18 protein-coding genes are annotated in these 15,625 nt (G+C 65.2%); 6 read left to right on the top strand and 12 right to left on the bottom strand.

Annotated elements, in window-relative coordinates:
* Positions 1 to 108: 108 nt before the first annotated feature.
* The 10 genes from ACODSL_RS09575 to flbT form a co-directional block, all read right to left on the bottom strand.
* Positions 109 to 492, bottom strand: coding sequence for a hypothetical protein (locus tag ACODSL_RS09575; RefSeq protein WP_488900454.1), 384 nt, complete (start codon positions 490 to 492; stop codon positions 109 to 111).
* A gap of 15 nt (positions 493 to 507) precedes the next feature.
* Positions 508 to 1,176, bottom strand: a complete 669-nt coding sequence (locus ACODSL_RS09580; protein WP_488900455.1) for a hypothetical protein — start codon at positions 1,174 to 1,176, stop codon at positions 508 to 510.
* Between the two features lie 61 nt (positions 1,177 to 1,237).
* Entirely contained in the window at positions 1,238 to 4,129 is a 2,892-nt protein-coding gene (locus tag ACODSL_RS09585) for a hypothetical protein (protein ID WP_488900456.1), read from the bottom strand.
* Between the two features lie 85 nt (positions 4,130 to 4,214).
* Positions 4,215 to 4,769 (bottom strand): UDP-4-amino-4,6-dideoxy-N-acetyl-beta-L-altrosamine N-acetyltransferase, encoded by a 555-nt coding sequence (gene pseH / locus ACODSL_RS09590; protein ID WP_488900457.1) that lies wholly within the window; start codon positions 4,767 to 4,769, stop codon positions 4,215 to 4,217.
* Positions 4,770 to 4,830: 61 nt separating this feature from the next.
* Entirely contained in the window at positions 4,831 to 5,664 is an 834-nt protein-coding gene (locus ACODSL_RS09595; protein ID WP_488900458.1) for a flagellin, read from the bottom strand.
* Between the two features lie 177 nt (positions 5,665 to 5,841).
* Positions 5,842 to 6,126, bottom strand: coding sequence for a hypothetical protein (locus tag ACODSL_RS09600; protein ID WP_488900459.1), 285 nt, complete (start codon positions 6,124 to 6,126; stop codon positions 5,842 to 5,844).
* Between the two features lie 117 nt (positions 6,127 to 6,243).
* Positions 6,244 to 7,074, bottom strand: a complete 831-nt coding sequence (locus ACODSL_RS09605) for a flagellin (protein ID WP_488900460.1) — start codon at positions 7,072 to 7,074, stop codon at positions 6,244 to 6,246.
* A 260-nt stretch (positions 7,075 to 7,334) separates the two neighbouring features.
* Positions 7,335 to 8,168: a flagellin gene (locus ACODSL_RS09610; RefSeq protein WP_488900461.1), complete on the bottom strand. Its 834-nt coding sequence runs from the start codon at positions 8,166 to 8,168 to the stop codon at positions 7,335 to 7,337.
* A 235-nt stretch (positions 8,169 to 8,403) separates the two neighbouring features.
* Positions 8,404 to 8,766 carry a flagellar biosynthesis regulator FlaF gene (gene flaF, locus ACODSL_RS09615; RefSeq protein WP_488900462.1) on the bottom strand — a complete coding sequence of 121 codons (363 nt, stop codon included), beginning with the start codon at positions 8,764 to 8,766 and terminating at the stop codon, positions 8,404 to 8,406.
* Positions 8,726 to 9,151, bottom strand: a complete 426-nt coding sequence (gene flbT / locus ACODSL_RS09620) for a flagellar biosynthesis repressor FlbT (protein WP_488900820.1) — start codon at positions 9,149 to 9,151, stop codon at positions 8,726 to 8,728. The genes flaF and flbT overlap by 41 nt, the downstream gene beginning before the upstream one ends.
* A gap of 201 nt (positions 9,152 to 9,352) precedes the next feature.
* Here flbT and ACODSL_RS09625 point away from each other — a divergent pair, with 201 nt between their 5' ends.
* From ACODSL_RS09625 to ACODSL_RS09640, 4 genes are all read left to right on the top strand, one after another.
* Entirely contained in the window at positions 9,353 to 11,155 is a 1,803-nt protein-coding gene (locus tag ACODSL_RS09625; protein WP_488900463.1) for a tetratricopeptide repeat protein, read from the top strand.
* A gap of 30 nt (positions 11,156 to 11,185) precedes the next feature.
* Positions 11,186 to 11,377 (top strand): hypothetical protein, encoded by a 192-nt coding sequence (locus ACODSL_RS09630; RefSeq protein ID WP_488900464.1) that lies wholly within the window; start codon positions 11,186 to 11,188, stop codon positions 11,375 to 11,377.
* Between the two features lie 123 nt (positions 11,378 to 11,500).
* Positions 11,501 to 12,373, top strand: a complete 873-nt coding sequence (locus ACODSL_RS09635) for an AAA family ATPase (RefSeq protein WP_488900465.1) — start codon at positions 11,501 to 11,503, stop codon at positions 12,371 to 12,373.
* A 159-nt stretch (positions 12,374 to 12,532) separates the two neighbouring features.
* On the top strand, positions 12,533 to 13,297 hold the full coding sequence (locus ACODSL_RS09640) for a hypothetical protein (protein ID WP_488900466.1): 765 nt from the start codon (positions 12,533 to 12,535) through the stop codon (positions 13,295 to 13,297).
* Here ACODSL_RS09640 and ACODSL_RS09645 read toward each other — a convergent pair.
* Together ACODSL_RS09645 and ACODSL_RS09650 are read right to left on the bottom strand one after the other, a co-directional pair.
* The gene (locus ACODSL_RS09645) at positions 13,281 to 13,655 is read right to left on the bottom strand and encodes a hypothetical protein (RefSeq protein WP_488900821.1); all 375 of its coding nucleotides are present in this window, start codon (positions 13,653 to 13,655) and stop codon (positions 13,281 to 13,283) included. The two genes, ACODSL_RS09640 and ACODSL_RS09645, sit on opposite strands and share 17 nt — an antisense overlap.
* 22 nt (positions 13,656 to 13,677) lie before the next feature.
* On the bottom strand, positions 13,678 to 14,490 hold the full coding sequence (locus ACODSL_RS09650; RefSeq protein ID WP_488900467.1) for a universal stress protein: 813 nt from the start codon (positions 14,488 to 14,490) through the stop codon (positions 13,678 to 13,680).
* A gap of 109 nt (positions 14,491 to 14,599) precedes the next feature.
* Between ACODSL_RS09650 and ACODSL_RS09655 the strand changes: the two genes are divergently transcribed.
* The gene (locus tag ACODSL_RS09655) at positions 14,600 to 15,253 is read left to right on the top strand and encodes a YfbR-like 5'-deoxynucleotidase (protein WP_488900468.1); all 654 of its coding nucleotides are present in this window, start codon (positions 14,600 to 14,602) and stop codon (positions 15,251 to 15,253) included.
* Between the two features lie 66 nt (positions 15,254 to 15,319).
* Complete coding sequence (locus tag ACODSL_RS09660) at positions 15,320 to 15,559, top strand: hypothetical protein (protein WP_488900469.1); 240 nt, start codon at positions 15,320 to 15,322, stop codon at positions 15,557 to 15,559.
* The last annotated feature ends 66 nt before the right edge of the window (positions 15,560 to 15,625 follow it).

Below are 15,625 nucleotides of genomic sequence, written 5' to 3' on the forward strand. Positions count from 1 at the left end.
GACTAGCGAGCGTTAACCATTTATAAAACCCATGAGTTCACACTTTGTTCTCCCGCGCAAGGGCTTATGCACAGCATTCTTCGGGTGAGGAGTCAGGGTCGGAAGGCGCTACTGGCGCTGGACCGCGCCGGGAATGACCAGCCGGCCATCGCCGCTGCGAACCAGCATCAGGTACTGGTTTCCTTCCCAGTGCTGGGCGCGATAGATTCCGTCCCGACGCAGGAAGATGAAGCTGCCCTGGTAAGCCCCGGAAATTTCACGGGTCTGACCGCCCATGCGCAGGAAGCGCAGGCGCATGCCCTCGAGTTGAGCGGCGCAGTTCTCGATGTTGGGCTGATTGCGCGCCACCACGTTGAACTTGATCTTGCCGTCCGGGCCGGTCCCGACCGCGTAACAGACGCCCTTGTCGAGAGGGGCTTCAAGCTCCGCCTCGCAGGCGCCGAGAATGACGGCGGCGGCGGCGAGCGTCAGAAGCGCGGCATGCTTGAGCATTGCGATGGTCCTTGCCTAGCCGACCGGCGGGATGGAGCAGTTGGGACCCTGTTCGACCAGGGTGTGGAAGCGGCGGTTGTCCGAGGAAATCTCGACCTTGTCGCGCACCAGTCGCACGGTCTGATCGCCCCAGCGCCCGTAGGATGCCCCGCCCCGCTGTTCGCACTGGCCCGCGTAGAGGGTCTGGACGCAGCTGTTGAGGTCCATGTCGCCAACCTTTGACCAGCCGCCGCCCGCGTAGCGCCAGCAGGTCTCCCCGGACACCTGCGTCGGCGCGGTCGGGCTGGACGTCGGAGCCGTCGCTGTTGGCGGCTGTGGGGTGGCCTGAACCGGCGGAAGCGGCGCGAGAACCGTCCCCGCCTGGTTGGCCGCCGCCAGGGCCCCCGTCTCGTCGACCCCGACATCGAGCGCGTCAGTGGCGACGCCGTTCCGCTTGGCGCATTCGGTCAGTGTCAGTTCACCGGCGAAAACCCCGCTGACGAAACAGCGGATCGGCCGGGTCGGGTCGAGCCTGGTGTCATCGTCACGGCCGGTCTCGACGACCAGACCGCCTGTCGCGGCGGGCGGCGGCTTGGTCGGGCCCTTGTCGCCACGCATGATCGTCGCCGCGATCAGGATGCCGAGGAGCAGCGCGACAGCGCCTCCAATGGCCAGGACGATCCGGCGGTCCTTGAGAAATTCCATGACTGCAATCGCTATCTTGCGGCCGTGTCGCTTTCAAGTCCGCGTGAACGATCGCGGGGGATCAACCGCCGCCCAGGCGATCAAGAGCGGCCTGATAGTTCGAGATCTGGCTGGTAAGATAGGCCGGGACGGCGCCGCTCTGGCCCTTCGGCGTCACCGGCTGCGGCTTGGCCGCGGCTTCGAGCTGGCGGTAGGCGTCACGAACCTTGCTCAGCGACTTCGAAAGCACCGCCAGGGTGTTCTTGACCGCCGTCTCGCTGCTCACATCAAGCTCCGCCGGCAGGCCGAGGCCGAACACCGGCCCACCGCCGTCGGCCGAGGCGCTCTTGCCGTCGGCGCCGACGATTGTGTTGCGGATCACACCCGGCGTCAGGCCTAGCGACGCCAGGAAATCAGAGTCGCCCTTGCCGGGAAGGACCTCGACGGTCGAATTCTTGGTCGCGGGGGTGATCTTGAGTCTGCGGAAGTCACCATCGCTGACGACCTCCACCTTGGCCTTGGAACCGGCAGCGCGCTTGACCTTGATCGCCAGAGTGTCGAGCGTGTCGCCGGCCTCCAGGGTCACCGTGGCCAGCCGGCCGCCCTCGGCGGTGCGGATCTGGAAGCTGTCCCCCGGGCGGGCGGATGTCGCGGCCGCGACCTTCGCGGAGTCGGCGTAGAGAAGCGTCCCCTTGGGCAGCCCCAGCTTGTCCAGGGCGCTCGCGCCCGTTGCGTCGACCGCGATCGAGGTGGCCGCGGCATAGCCGTCCTTGCCGGTGACACGCTGGGCGGAGGCCGTTCCCGTGACGAGGTCCAGCTGGGCGATGTAGCCGTCCTTGGTCGAAATGGCGGTCGCGCCCGGCTGGTCCGCAGCGGCAAGGCCGGCGATCCAGACCTTGCCGTCGGAGACCGTCATGGCCGTCACCGTATCGTCGGTCGTGCCGCCGAAATAGGTCAGCCGGTCGCCAGCCGCGCTGGACAGGTCGGTCGAGAGGCGGGCCGCGAAGGCGTCCATGCCGGCGTTGTAGGCGTTGGCGGTTCCTGCCACCGACAGGGCCGCGTTGCGGGTCGTACCGGCCACCCAGAGATCACCGCCCTCGAGCGAGATTCCGGCGATCTGCCCGCCTTGCAGGTCCCCAAGGTCCCGCGTGGAGCCCGTCGCGAAACTGGCGGCGGAGGTATGAACGGTCGTTGTCGTGGAGGCGGTATTGGACCCGTCGGGCGCCCCGTAGACATTGCTGGTGGTGGTCGAGGACCCGTTGGTCGTGTTGGTGACGTTGATGGTGGTGACGCCGTTGGCGACGACCTTTTCCGTGGTCGTGACCGTCGGTGTGACGTCGAAGCTGCGAAGTACGCCGCGGCCGCTTTCGACACCCGCCAGGGTGACCTTGGAGCCATCCACGACCATGCCGCTGACGGTATCGGCGCCGGCCGTCCCGAACTGGGTTGTGAAGAGGGCCTTCGGCGAGCCCTTGGCGTCCGCCGCGAAGGCCGTCAGGTAGCCGTCCCAGTCGCCCTGGTTCACGCCACCGCCGGGCAGTGTCGACTTGGTGCGACCGGCGACATAGACCAGACCGCCCTCCCCGAACGCCACGGCCGTGGCCTCGTCATCTTTCAGCGCGCCCCTCCGCGCCGTCCAGGATTCGTCGCCCTTGGCGTCGTAAACCGTGACGAAGCTGTCGGTCAGGCCTGTGCCATCTCCCGAGTTGATCGGCCCCTCCGTGGCGCCCGACAGCTCCCCGACGACCTTGCCGGCGATCGCAACACGACCGTCGTCGGCGACCGTCATGGCCAGACCCTGGGCGTTGCTCGCCGCACCCAGAGTGCGGGCGAACATCAGCTGGCCGGTGCTGTCATATTTGAGCAGGGCGACATCGCTCTCCCCCTTGACGGTCTGGCCGTCGACGGACGTGTTGACGTCAGCCAGGACATACAGCGAGCCATCGGCGCCGACCTTGGAGCCGCGCACCGTCTTGATCGTGCCTTCCAGGCCCTTGGACGAAATGCGCGCGCCCTCGGCGCCGACCGCGGATCCGTCCAGCTTGACCAGGGTCGTCTCGAACTTGCCGTCGTCGGTCTTGACGTTCTTGTCGGGATCCGGATTGCCGGCGTAGGTCGTGACGTAGACCGAGGGCTTGGTCGTCGCGGCCGAAAATGTCGTCTGCTCCGTGGAATCGCCGGTTATCTTGAAGGCGAAGTTGTCCGCCACGGCCGGCAGGGTCACGGTGGTTCCGCCGGTGGTCACCTTGCGCGGCTCGCCCGCCGTGCGCACGACGCTGAACCGCGTCTGCAGCCCCTCCGCCTCCAGCTTGGAGTTGATGAACGAGGTCACGGCGCCCATTGAGCGGGTGGCCGAACCCATGTCCGCCAGATCCACCTGGATCGTATGCGTCGCCGTCCCGCGCTTGACCGAAATGGTGAAAGCCACATCGCCAGCGAAGTCGGGCACGGCAGCGTTCTGCGTTCCGGTGAAGACCGTCCCTGTCAGGTATTGGGATTTCGACCGGGGCACGCCGACCGCGGACTTGTCGGAGATCATCGTGTCCCCGCGCGTCAGCCGCATCTGCTCGAGCTTGGCCTTGTCGGTATAGCCGGCGATTTCCGTCATCCCGCGGGTGAAGATGTCCGCGATGCGGTTCTTCTCGGTCGCCGAGACGCCCTTCGCCTGCAGGCGCTCGCCCAGGCCGTAAAGGGTGTTCAGCCCCTGGTAGACGGCGAACAGCTTCTTGTAGTCGGCGCTGGCGCCTTCCAGGTCGAGCTTCGCCGAGGACTCATCGATGAAACGGGAACCCGCCATCGCCTTCTTGACCAGATCACTCGATCTCGCCGCGCCAGACGTCGTCGCCCACGGCGGTGTCGGGGCGTACTTCTTCGCACCCCCGCCGGCGCCAACGCTTGTCGGCGCCGCCGTGGTTTGTCCCTGCCTGGCCTGATAGTAGCTCAGGAGGCTGCTGGTATCGAAGGTGACGGCCATTCAGATCCCGGCGGAAATTCGCAGCGGCAGCATGACCGACAAGGGCTGACAGCGGGTTAAGGCGCAAAGCCAGAGGAAGGATCGCTCAGGCGGCGATCAGCCCCGCCGAGACGAGGTTTCGCCGCGCGCCCGGCGCAAGCGCGACCCATTCTTCCGCAAGAATGCCGAGCATGACCACGTCACGCGGCGCACCCGCTTTCAGGACATGACCGCGCAGATAGCCCTCACGGCGGAAACCGGCTCCGGTCTGGACCTTCATCGCGGCGTCGTTGTCGGCCATCACTTCGGCCCACACCTTGTGAAGGCCAAGGCCCAGGAAGGCCTGATCAAGCCCCAGCACCTGCGCCGCCCGCCCCACGCCGCGACCACGCGCCTCGCGATCGCCGATGAACCAGTTCCACGCCGCGCGCCGATGATGGCCGGCGAGGCCCGTCAATGTCAGCAGTCCGGCGGGGCGTCCGCCGCTCTGGATGAGCCAGCCCTTGATGTCCGGATCGCTCTGGATCTGATCAAACCAGGCCCGGTGTGCGCCTCGCCCTGAAACATCGGCGTCCGACATCCAGCGCGCGACATCGGGTTCGGCGCGCCATTGGAAAAGGCGCTCCTCGTCTTGTGGAAGAAGATCGCGAAGCTCGATCATGCAGCTGCCTCGTCGCCCCTGCGCGGCTCAGCGGGGCCAGAGGCCGCCGCCACCGCCGGGCTCACCCCTTGAACAGCGACAGAATGATCTGCGGCGCCTGGTTGGCGATCGACAGCGCCTGCGCGCCGAGCTGTTGCTGGACCTGCAGGGCCTGCAGGCGCGCGCTTTCCTTGGCCAGGTCGGCGTCGACCAGGTTTCCGATGCCCGAGTTCAGGGTGTCGGTCAGCTTGGATACGAACTTGTTGTGGGCCTCGAGTTGCTTGGACTGGGCCCCGAGGTCGCCCAGCGCCTGGTTGACGTTTGAAATGGAGCTCGTCAGCAAACCCTGGATCGTCGTGGCCAACGTCATCGTGCCGATCGACGAGGTCGCGCTCATGGTGATGATCGCCCCGCCAAGAGACATGTTCTTGGCGCTCAGGGTGATGAACGAGTTGGCGTCGGCGTTTGCGAGGAAACGGATGCCCGCGCCCAGCGAATTGTCCAGCAGGTTGGCGCCATCGAACTCCGCGTCGCCGGCGACCTGGGTAATCTGCCGCAGCAGAGACTTGTAGTCGGCATTCAGAGCGGTCCGCGACACCGTGTCCAGCGACGGGTCCATCGCCGCGGTGACCTTTTCCTTCATCGAAATGAGCAGGTCGGAAATGGTTTCGCCGGCTGATATAGCCACATCGGAAATCGACTGGGCCCGATCGAGGCTCATCTTGACCGCGCCAAGCGCGCCGACGTCAGCGCGTTGCGCCTGGGCGATGCCCCAGACCGAAGCATTGTCCTTGGGGCCCTGAACCTTCAGGCCGGTGCTGATGCGGTTTTGCGCGCCCGCCAGATCATCGTTCGTCTTGTTGAGGTTCTGAAGCGCAACCAGCGCAGATTGGTTGGTATGGACGCTGATCGACATGAGCTTCTCCTCGCACGGCGTTTCTCGACGTGACGCGACTCACCGAGCCGCCCCTTCGAAATCTAGGCGGGAGAACGTTCGCTTATGGTTAATATCGGTAAACCATGACGGCCGCCGTCGCGGCGCGACGTCGGTGAAAACTTCGGAGCGGCCCGTCTGGACCGGTGCGGAGATCCGCTAGGACTGGGCGTCGATCACGTCGCCAGGGGCGTAGGACGCCGTGTCCTTCAATCGAATGACCTGCTCCCGAGGGAACTGCTTCACGATTTCGCCGGTCCGGCGGTCGAGGGTCTTGTAGATGAAGGTTCCCGAAGCCTGGTCTTCTTCAATGATCAGGCGAAGGTCGGCATTCTGGCGGGGCGCTTCCGGCCGCGCGGCAGCGGTATCCGGCGCAACAACGGGTGTCGCGACAAAGACCGCGGCGTCCTGGATCGGCAGAACGGGTGCGATGGTGCTTTTCATGTCTCCTGGCGTCGACCCTTTTCGGCCGACGACCCTCCTGTTGGCGGCCAGCGGAGACCTTTCGGCCTCCGCCTCCGCGACAGGGGACGGGCGTCAGACGCCCGCCCCCACGCTTGCCTAGCGGAACAGCCCGAGCAGGGCCGACGACGAGGAGTTGGCGATCGACAGCGCCTGGATGCCCAGCTGCTGCTTGGTTTGCAGGGCTTGCAGCTTGGCGCTTTCCTTCGCGAGGTCAGCGTCAACCAGGTTGCCCACGCCGGCGTCGAGGCTGTCTTGCAGCTTGCCGACGAAGCTCAGGTGAGCTTCCAGCGACTTCGAGCCGGTGCCGAGCTTGGCCAGAGCCGCGCCGACGTTGGTGATCGAGGTGCTGACCGTGGTCACCAGAGCGGCCGCGATCGTGGCGGTGCTCAGCGACGCCGTGGCGGCGACGGTGACGTTGGCGCCGCCGAGAGCCAGCGACTGGGCCGCGACGGTGATCTTGGAGGTGCCATCCGCGTTGGCCAGGGCCGTGATGGTGGCGCCCGAAGCCTTGATCATGTTCGAGCCGTTGAAGTCCGCGTTGGTCACCGACTTCGCGATCTGGTCACGCAGCGCCTTGAAGTCTTCGCTGAGGGCCGAACGGCTGGCGGTGTCCAGCGTGGTGTCCGAAGCCGCCAGGGCCTTCTCCTTCATCTGCACGAGCAGATCGGAAACGGTTTCGCCGGCGGCGATGGCGACGTCGATGGTGGATTGACCGCGCTGGAGAGAATCCTTGACCGCGTTCAGGGCCTGCGACGTACCGCGCTGGGTTTGGGCGATGGCCCAGATGGCGCCGTTGTCCTTGGCCGAAGCAACCTTCTTGCCGGTGTTGATGCGGCTCTGGACGGTGTCCAGCGAAGCATTGGTGGCGTTGAGGTTCTGCAGGGCGACCATTGCGCCCGTGTTCGTGTTAACGCTGTTCAGCGCCATGACGATATTCCCTTTTCCAGGTGTCCGACGTCATTTTGACGGCCGGGGACATTTTGTCCGCTTGGATAGGAAGCAATCGCCGGGCCACTTTGGCCATCTCGCCAGGATCGTCTAATTTATTGATTTAATTGGGTTATAGGTCTGTTAGGGACATATGGCCCCGGCATTTTCTGCCGACCTTCGGGCATGGTAAGCAACTTCTGCCGGGTGACCCGGCAAAAGGCTGCCGGGCGGAGGGTGCCTCCGCCCGGCTTCGCGACCTATCCTCGGAACAGTGACAGCAGCGATTGCGATGACGAGTTCGCGATCGAGAGCGCCTGGATCCCGAGCTGCTGCTTGGTCTGCAGAGCCTGGAGCTTGGCGCTTTCCTTCGCGAGGTCAGCGTCAACGAGATTGCCCACGCCCGCGTCGAGGCTGTCTTGCAGCTTGCCGACGAAGGTGCGGTGGCTGTCGTACGCCTTGGACTTGGTGCCCAGACGAGCGAGAGCCGCGCCGGTGTTGGTGATGGAGGTGGAGACCGTCGTGATCATCGCCGTGGCCGTGGTCACGGTGCCGATCGTTCCCGTCGCGGCCACCGTCACGATCGCACCGCCAAGCGCCATGACTTCGGCGGCGACAGTGATCTTCGACGTTCCATCCGCATTGGCGAGAGCTGCAATCGCCGTAGCGCCGGTCTTGATGAGATTGCTCCCATTGAAGTCGGCGTTCGACACGGCCTTGGAGATTTGATCCCGCAGAGCCTTGAAGTCCTCGTTCAGTGCGGACCGGCTGGTGGTGTCGAGCGTAGCATCCGACGCCGCCAGGGCCTTTTCCTTCATCTGCAACAGCAAGTCGGAGACCGATTCACCTGCCGCGATCGCCACGTCGATTGTGGACGAACCGCGATCAAGCGAATCCCGCACGGCGTTCAGGGCCTGGGAAGTGCCACGTTGCGTTTGGGCAATAGCCCAGATCGCTCCGTTATCCTTCGCCGACGCCACCTTCTTGCCGGTGTTCACGCGGGACTGGGTCTGCGACAGTTCCATGTTGGTCGCGTTGAGGTTCTGGAGCGCAACCATTGCGCCCACGTTGGTATTCACCGAATTGCTGAGCATCGGCGGTCCTTCCATTCTGGTCGGGGGATCACGGCCTTTTGGCCGGGCGGGCGTTCTTGCCCACGCATCACCTCGCAAGGCGCGCGCCATCGAACATCGTCATGTGAACGATTTTCGGGCTTGAATTTATTGAGCTTTACTACACCAAAACGGGGGCAGCCCCGCCATGGGCAGAGACGTTCCGACTACACGGTAACTTTTGCCGGACGCATCGCGCACGGCGGCAAAATCGACGTCAGGCGGCCTCGGTCTGACCGGACAGGCCCTGCATCATGATGCGGTTGATATCGATCAGCGGCGCGATCTCTTCCTCACGGCGGATGACGGCGCTGGTGTGCCGGCTGACCCACAGGCTGAGGGAAATGATCTGGGCCCTGAGCCCTTCGGGCAGAACATTCTGGGGGTCGGCGCAATCTGTCGCCAGGGCGGACCACAGGCGCCGGTTCCAGTCGAGCGCGTCGATACGACCGCGAACGTCTTCCGGAGGCACATCCGCGGCCTGAAGCAGGGCGCGCGTAACCTGACCGAAGAGGCGATACTCGGCGTCGCGCGGGTTTTCAGTCCGCGCCGCGGCCTGCTGATACGCCTGCAGCCCCATTACCCAACCTCTCGTCTTCGTACTCTATCAGTTTCCGGCACAACATCAGCGCCTTGTAGTATTCGCGCGCCATGGCGTGGCGGGAGATGGCGACACAGTCGGCCAGGACGTCCGGATTGCGGATAACGCCCATGAACTCCGACAGGCGACGAACGAATTCGTCGTAGTATTTCAGCGCATTGGCCTCATCGAGGTACATCATCATCACCGGGAAGTAGACGTGACGCGCCGGTGTGACAGCCTCCTCCTCCTGCATGATGTCCTTCTCGCGAAGGACTGAAGCCTTGTTCTGCAGGATCAGGACGCCGCGCCGATCCCCGTTCTGAACGACGGCGCCGTTGAGGACAAACCTTTCACCGGGCTTCAGTGACAGTTTCAACGGCACGACAGTCGATCTCCGGGTGGCGTGCGGCGCGGTCGCCAACTTTCGTCGAGAATCCGCCCGCCCTGTTGAAGGAAGGCTAAAGGCGCATGGTTAACGGGATGTTGTGCGGCATCCGGTCGCGGAGCCGGCCTTAAGTCGGGATTAAGCATAAACAGGTGATCTGAGCGCCTGCCTTGAGTCACCTGGAAGGGCGCTGTCCGCATGCCTCCGCAACCCGCCGCCAAGTCCGCCGCCTCGGCCGCGGCGCTCGGCTTTCCGGACTCCCCGGCTGTTCCGACGCGCCTCCGAATGGCCGGCGCGGCAAGCGGTCAGGCCGGCTCCAGGGACGCCCTCGCCCGCCTCAATGAAGCGGTCGGCGAATTGCGCGCTCTGGCCGTGCAGCCCCTGCTGCAGGATGCCGTGGCGGCTCTGCAGGCCGACGATTTCCAGCGGGGCGGAGACCTTGCCATCAAGGCCCTGGAAATGGACGAGCGGAACGGCTTTGGCTGGTACCTGCTGGCCATCGCCCGTGAACGAGCCGGTGATTTCGCCTCGTCCGTACGCTGCTATGAAACGGCCCTGACCCTGATCCCGAACCATGCGGAAGTGGCCAATGACATGGGCCGCCTCGCCTATCGCATGGGCTTGAAGGAAACGGCCGAAAAGCTGTTCCTGCACTACCTCACGCTACATCCGACGTCGCACGAGGGGGCCAACAACCTGGCCTGTGCGCTGCGCGACCAGATGCGCTTCGCCGAGGCGATCGAAATTCTCAAGCCCGCCATCGCCGCCCACCCGAAGAACCCGCTGTTGTGGAATACCCTGGGCACAGTCGTCGGCGAGGAAGGCGACCCGCAGATGTCGGTCACCTTCTTCGATGAAGCGCTCAGCCAGGACGCCGCCTTCGCCAAGGCCCGTTACAATCGCGGCAACGCCCGGCTGGTGCTGGGCGATTTGGACGGCGCGCTGGACGACTGCCAGACCGCCCTCGCCTCGCCGATGAGCGAGGACGAGCGGCTTATGATGCTTCTCGCCCGTTCGACCATCCGCATCGCCCGCGGGGAAATCGCCGAGGGCTGGGACGACTACGAAGTGCGTCTGAACCCGGCCTTCGCCGACGTCACCCATTTCATGATCGAAGCGCCGCGCTGGACGCCTGACACAGATCTCGCGGGCAAGACGCTGCTGATCATGGGCGAACAGGGGCTCGGCGACGAGGTCATGTTCGCGAACATCATTCCGGATGTGCTGGAAGCCCTCGGACCTTCGGGGAAACTGTACATCGCCGTGGAGCCCCGGCTCGTGTCCCTGTTCCAGCGGTCATTCCCGACCGCGGATGTCGGGCCTCACAGCACCTGGAATGTCGACGGGCACACCGTGCGCGGCGCGCCCTTTATCCACGACCACGGCACGCTTGACGTCTATTCGCCGATCGCCTCGATGCTGCGACGGTTTCGCCCGACCGTCGCGGCCTATCCCGACCGGACCGGGTTCCTGAAGCCCGATCCCGAGCGTGTCGCCTGGTGGCGGTCACAGGTTCCCGCCGGCCCCACCGTGGGCCTCCTTTGGAAGAGCCTGATCCAGGCCGGCGCCCGCCACCGGTTCTACTCGCCGTTTGACCAGTGGAAGCCGGTTCTGGCCGTTCCGGGCGTGACCTTCGTCAACCTGCAATATGGCGACTGCGCCGCCGAGCTCGAAGCCGCGCGACGTGATCTCGGGGTCGAGATCTGGTCTCCTCCGGAGATCGACCTGAAGAAGGACCTGGACGACGTGGCCGCGCTTTGTTGCGCGCTGGATCTGGTCATGGGTCCCTCGAACGCCACCAGTTGCCTCGCCGGCGCCAGCGGCGCGCCGCTGTGGCTGCTCTCGACGCCGGGCGCCTGGCCCCTCCTGGGAACTGACCGATACCCCTGGTATCCGCAGACGCGGGTGTTCCGGCCGCCCGCGCTGGGCCAGTGGGGTCCGGCCATGCAGGCGATGGCCGAAGCGCTTACGGACCGGCTCGCGGCAGGAACCAAGGCCTGAGCCGAGGGTTGATTCCGGGAGTGGCGGGCGATGTTCGCCCGCGCTTTCGGAGTTTTTCCCGTGACCCATGAAACCCCTGTTGACCCCAAGGACACACCGGTCGATCCGTCCGAGAAGATCGCCGAAGATGCCGATCCCCATGTCGATCATCAGCTCGACAAGGGCCTGAAAGAGACCTTCCCCGCCAGCGACCCGGTATCCATCAATCCCGGCGCGGACTGAACGGCCGGCGGACCGGTCATGTCCGGTCCGCCGAAACCGGGTTGAATGTCGCGGATTGGGCTTTAGTCTGCCCCCTGAATTGAACGTTTGTTCGAATGCGCGAAAGCGCGCCCAGGGGATGACATGAGCTCGCGTTTTGAAGGCACGTCCAACTACATCGCCACCGAGGACCTGAAGGTCGCGGTGAACGCCGCCGTCGCGCTGGAGCGCCCGCTGCTCATCAAGGGCGAACCGGGCACCGGCAAAACGGTGCTGGCCTACGAAGTGGCCAAGGCTATGGGCGCGCCGCTGATCACCTGGCACATCAAGTCGACGACCAAGGCCAGCCAGGGCCTGTACGAGTACGACGCCGTGACCCGCCTGCGCGACAGCCAGCTCGGCGACGAGCGCGTCAAGGACGTCACCAACTACATCAAGAAGGGCAAGCTCTGGGAGGCGTTCACCAGCGACGTGCGCCCCGTCCTGCTCATCGACGAGATCGACAAGGCCGACATCGAGTTCCCGAACGACCTCCTGCAGGAGCTCGATCGCATGGAGTTCTTCGTCTACGAAACCGGCGAGACGATCTCGGCCAAGGTCCGCCCGATCATCATCATCACCTCGAACAACGAGAAGGAACTGCCGGACGCCTTCCTGCGCCGCTGCTTCTTCCACTACATCCGCTTCCCGGAAGCCGAGGTGATGCAGGAAATCGTCGACGTCCACTTCCCCGGCATCAAGGAGAAGCTGGTCGCCGAGGCGATGCGCATCTTCTACGACATGCGCAAGGTGCCGGGCCTGAAGAAGAAGCCGTCCACCAGCGAACTGCTCGACTGGCTCAAGCTTCTGATGGTCGAGGACATCGACGAGGCCATGCTGCGCGAAAAGGATCCCACCAAGCTGATCCCGCCGCTGCACGGCGCCCTGCTGAAGAACGAACAGGACGTCCATCTGTTCGAGCGCCTGGCCTTCCTGGCCCGCCGAGAAGGCTCGGGAAACACGCGTCCGGGGCAGTAAACGTCGAGGGCATAGCGCCTTCAATGGCTGGAGACGGGGGCGGACGCGCAAGTGTCCCGCCCCCTTTTTCATGTCGCAGCGTTACCGCGATTTCACTGGACGGTCCGGACCAGGCGCAGCACTCTTGCATTACAAGATAGCTCCCGAGGGACTTCCGACATGAACCGTATCGCCCTGCTGGCCACCGGCTGCACCGCCCTGGCCCTGGCCGCCTGCGACCACCCCGACGCCGCCCGTCAGCATGCCGCTCGCGAGATGAAGGTGATCAGCAGACTCGATTGTCCCGCGACCCAGGGCCGCTTGAAGCTGACGACCGCGTCGCCAGATGGCCTGAGCTGCGCCTATGCCGCGGACGGGGTCGAGGTAACGCTGAAGCTCGCGAAACTGGAGAACGGCAACGCCGTGGCAGTCCTGTCACCCGTCGAGGCCGAGCTCCGCGCGCTCATGCCAAAGGCTCAGCCGGCCGTGGCCGGTCCAGCGGAGGGGGCCACGGCGAACAGCGGCGACGACGTCGATATCAGTCTGCCCGGCATCTCCATCCAGACATCCGGGGACTCGGCCAACGTCAAGGTCGGCGGGGCCGGCGGGCCCAGCATCCAGGCCAACGACGACGGCGCCGAGATCCGCGTCCAGCGCAATGTCGAGGTCAACGGAACGAAGGTCGAGAGCGAGAGCCGCCGGCGCCGCCATGACGACGGCGGCGTCTATTCACGCTTCATTCTGGCCAGCGACAAGACCACCGGAGACTGGGCCGTGGTCGGCTACGAGGCCCGCGGCCCGCGCGGTGGACCGTTGGTCATCGCCACACTGAAGGCGAAACGCGGCCACCATAGCGATGACGACACCTTCGCCGACGTCGACGCCCTGGTCCGCCACAACGTCGGCGGCCGACGCAACGCCAACATCGTTATCGGGTCGGAGTGACCTCGGTCACCTTGTAGGCCAGCATCCGGCCGTCCTCGTCGGCCACGGAGACGTATTCCCCGACAACGAAGCGGTGCTCACCCAGGCGGTGAACCGGTTCGTTGTCAGCGTCGTCGGCGGCGTCATAGTCGAAGTACCAAGTCTGACCCCGGTGCTTCAGAACGCCTGTCACGGCGTCTTCGTCGGGCGCGAAGCGCCGAACCGAACAGTCGGCGCGATGCGCCGCATAGCTCGCCACGTCCAGCCGTCCGTCGGCCGAGAGCGGCGCGACGAGGCTATAGCCGCGGTGGTCGTCTCCGTCCGCGAACTCGGTGCCGGGATTGCGCGCAAGGCGCAGCACGATGCGCGAAAGCGTCATGGTCATCCTCAATTCTCTGAAATCAGTGCGACAGGAACAGCGACGGTCCGTCGTTGTTGAGCAGGGTGCGCGTGGTGCCGCCGAAAATGTATTCCTGAAGCCGCGGGTGGCCGAAGGCGCCGGCGACCAGAATACTCGCGGAGGCCCGCTCGGCTGCACCCAGCAACAGGTGAGCCGCGTCGCCTGACCCCTCCAGCAACTCGACATCCGCGGTTACGCCGCGCGCGGCGAAGAATGCCTGCAGACGCGTGGCCTCGAAGGTCCGCGATGAGGCGGCGGGGGCCGCCAGAATGACAACTCGACTGGCCTTTTCGAGGAGGGGCAAGGCTGTGCGGGCTGCGCGACTGGCTTCCTTGCCGCCGTCCCAGGCCACTACGGCGACGCCGCCGGTCTTCAGTCCCGGGCGGGCGACGATGACGGGGCGTTGCTCATCGGCGACGATCTGCTGGAACGATTCGGCCAGCGGGCCCCTCCCGCGCGCGGCCTCGGTGTCGAACACCACGACGTCGGACAGCCGGCTTTCCATCGAAAGCCCGGCCCAGACGGGCGATTCCAGCGAAATCAGGGTCGCCTTGTCGTAGCCGCAGGCCTCGACAGCTCCGCGAGCCATGCGCTCGCCTTCGGCCGCGGCCTCCTTGAGGCTGTCCATGGCGGTGATCTGAACACCGCCCATGAACCCCTCGCCCATCCATGGCATCAGGTCGGCGATGTCGGCCGGCGCATGCACCGCAGCGACCTCGGCCTTGAACGGCGTCGCAAGCGCAACCGCCGCCTTTAGAAGTTCCGCGTCGTGGGCTCCGCCCGCGAGCGGCGCCATGATCCTCGCCCAGCTCATTAGAGAGTCTCCTTCAAACCGAACCGTGATCGCTAGAGCACCCGCAGACATTGATCTTTATCAACCAATGCGCCAGTTGAAACGCCCTGCCAATGTAAGGAACGAACGGGTGGCGAAAGGGCTGCGAAGCACGCGCGCGGGAAAGTCGGCGCCACGGGCCTGGCAACGCATGCTGTCCGGTCGACGCCTGGATCTGCTCGATCCCTCGCCTGTCGACATCGAGATCGAGGACATCGCCCACGGCCTGGCCCGCGTCGCCCGCTGGAACGGTCAGACCATTGGTGAACACGGCTTTTCGGTTGCCCAGCACTCGATGGTGGTCGAGGAACTGGTGGCCCATATCCAGCCTACCGTCGATCCCAAATGGCGGCTGGCAGCCCTGCTCCACGACGCGTCGGAGTACGTGATCGGCGACATGATCAGCCCGTTCAAAGCGGCGCTCGGGGTCAACTACAGGGACTTCGAGGAGCGCCTGGAGCACGCCATCCACGCCCGTTTCGGCCTGCCGGCCAAGACGCCCGCGGCGATCAAGACACTGATCAAACAGGCCGACCGCGCCTGCGCCTTCTTCGAGGCCACGCAGCTGGCCGGGTTTGGTCATGAGGAGGCCCTGGTCATCTTCGGCGCGCCGCCGCCCGGGTACAGCCTTGTCATCGACCCGCAGCCCCCGAGCGAAGCCCAGAAGCGTTACGTCCACCGCTTCCATGTGCTGTCGGAAGCGGCCGGTTTTGAACCCGTACAGGCGGCGTTCGATACCGAATAGGACGGAGGCGGTCGGCAACGGTGCGGCGTCCGGGACGTTGGTCCCGGACAATCACGGAGACCTGCCATGTCTGAAGTCACCTACGAAATCGTCGAACATGACGGCGGCTGGGCCTACAAGGTCGGCGACGTGTTCTCGGAGACCTTTCCGTCTCACGAAGCAGCCTCGCGCGCGGCGTATCGCGCGGCGGCCGAGCAGAGGGTCGGCGGTCACGACGAGACAATCAGCTACGAAACCGAGCGCGGCGAATGGAAGACCGAACGATCCGACGGCGGCGACCGGCCCCGGACGCACGTAAAGGACTAGGGGCTAGGGATTGGGAGCTTTGGGCTAGTAAGGTCCAGGTGACGCCATTGCCCGGCTCGGCTAATG

Source organism: Caulobacter sp. FG121 (genome assembly GCF_057809815.1).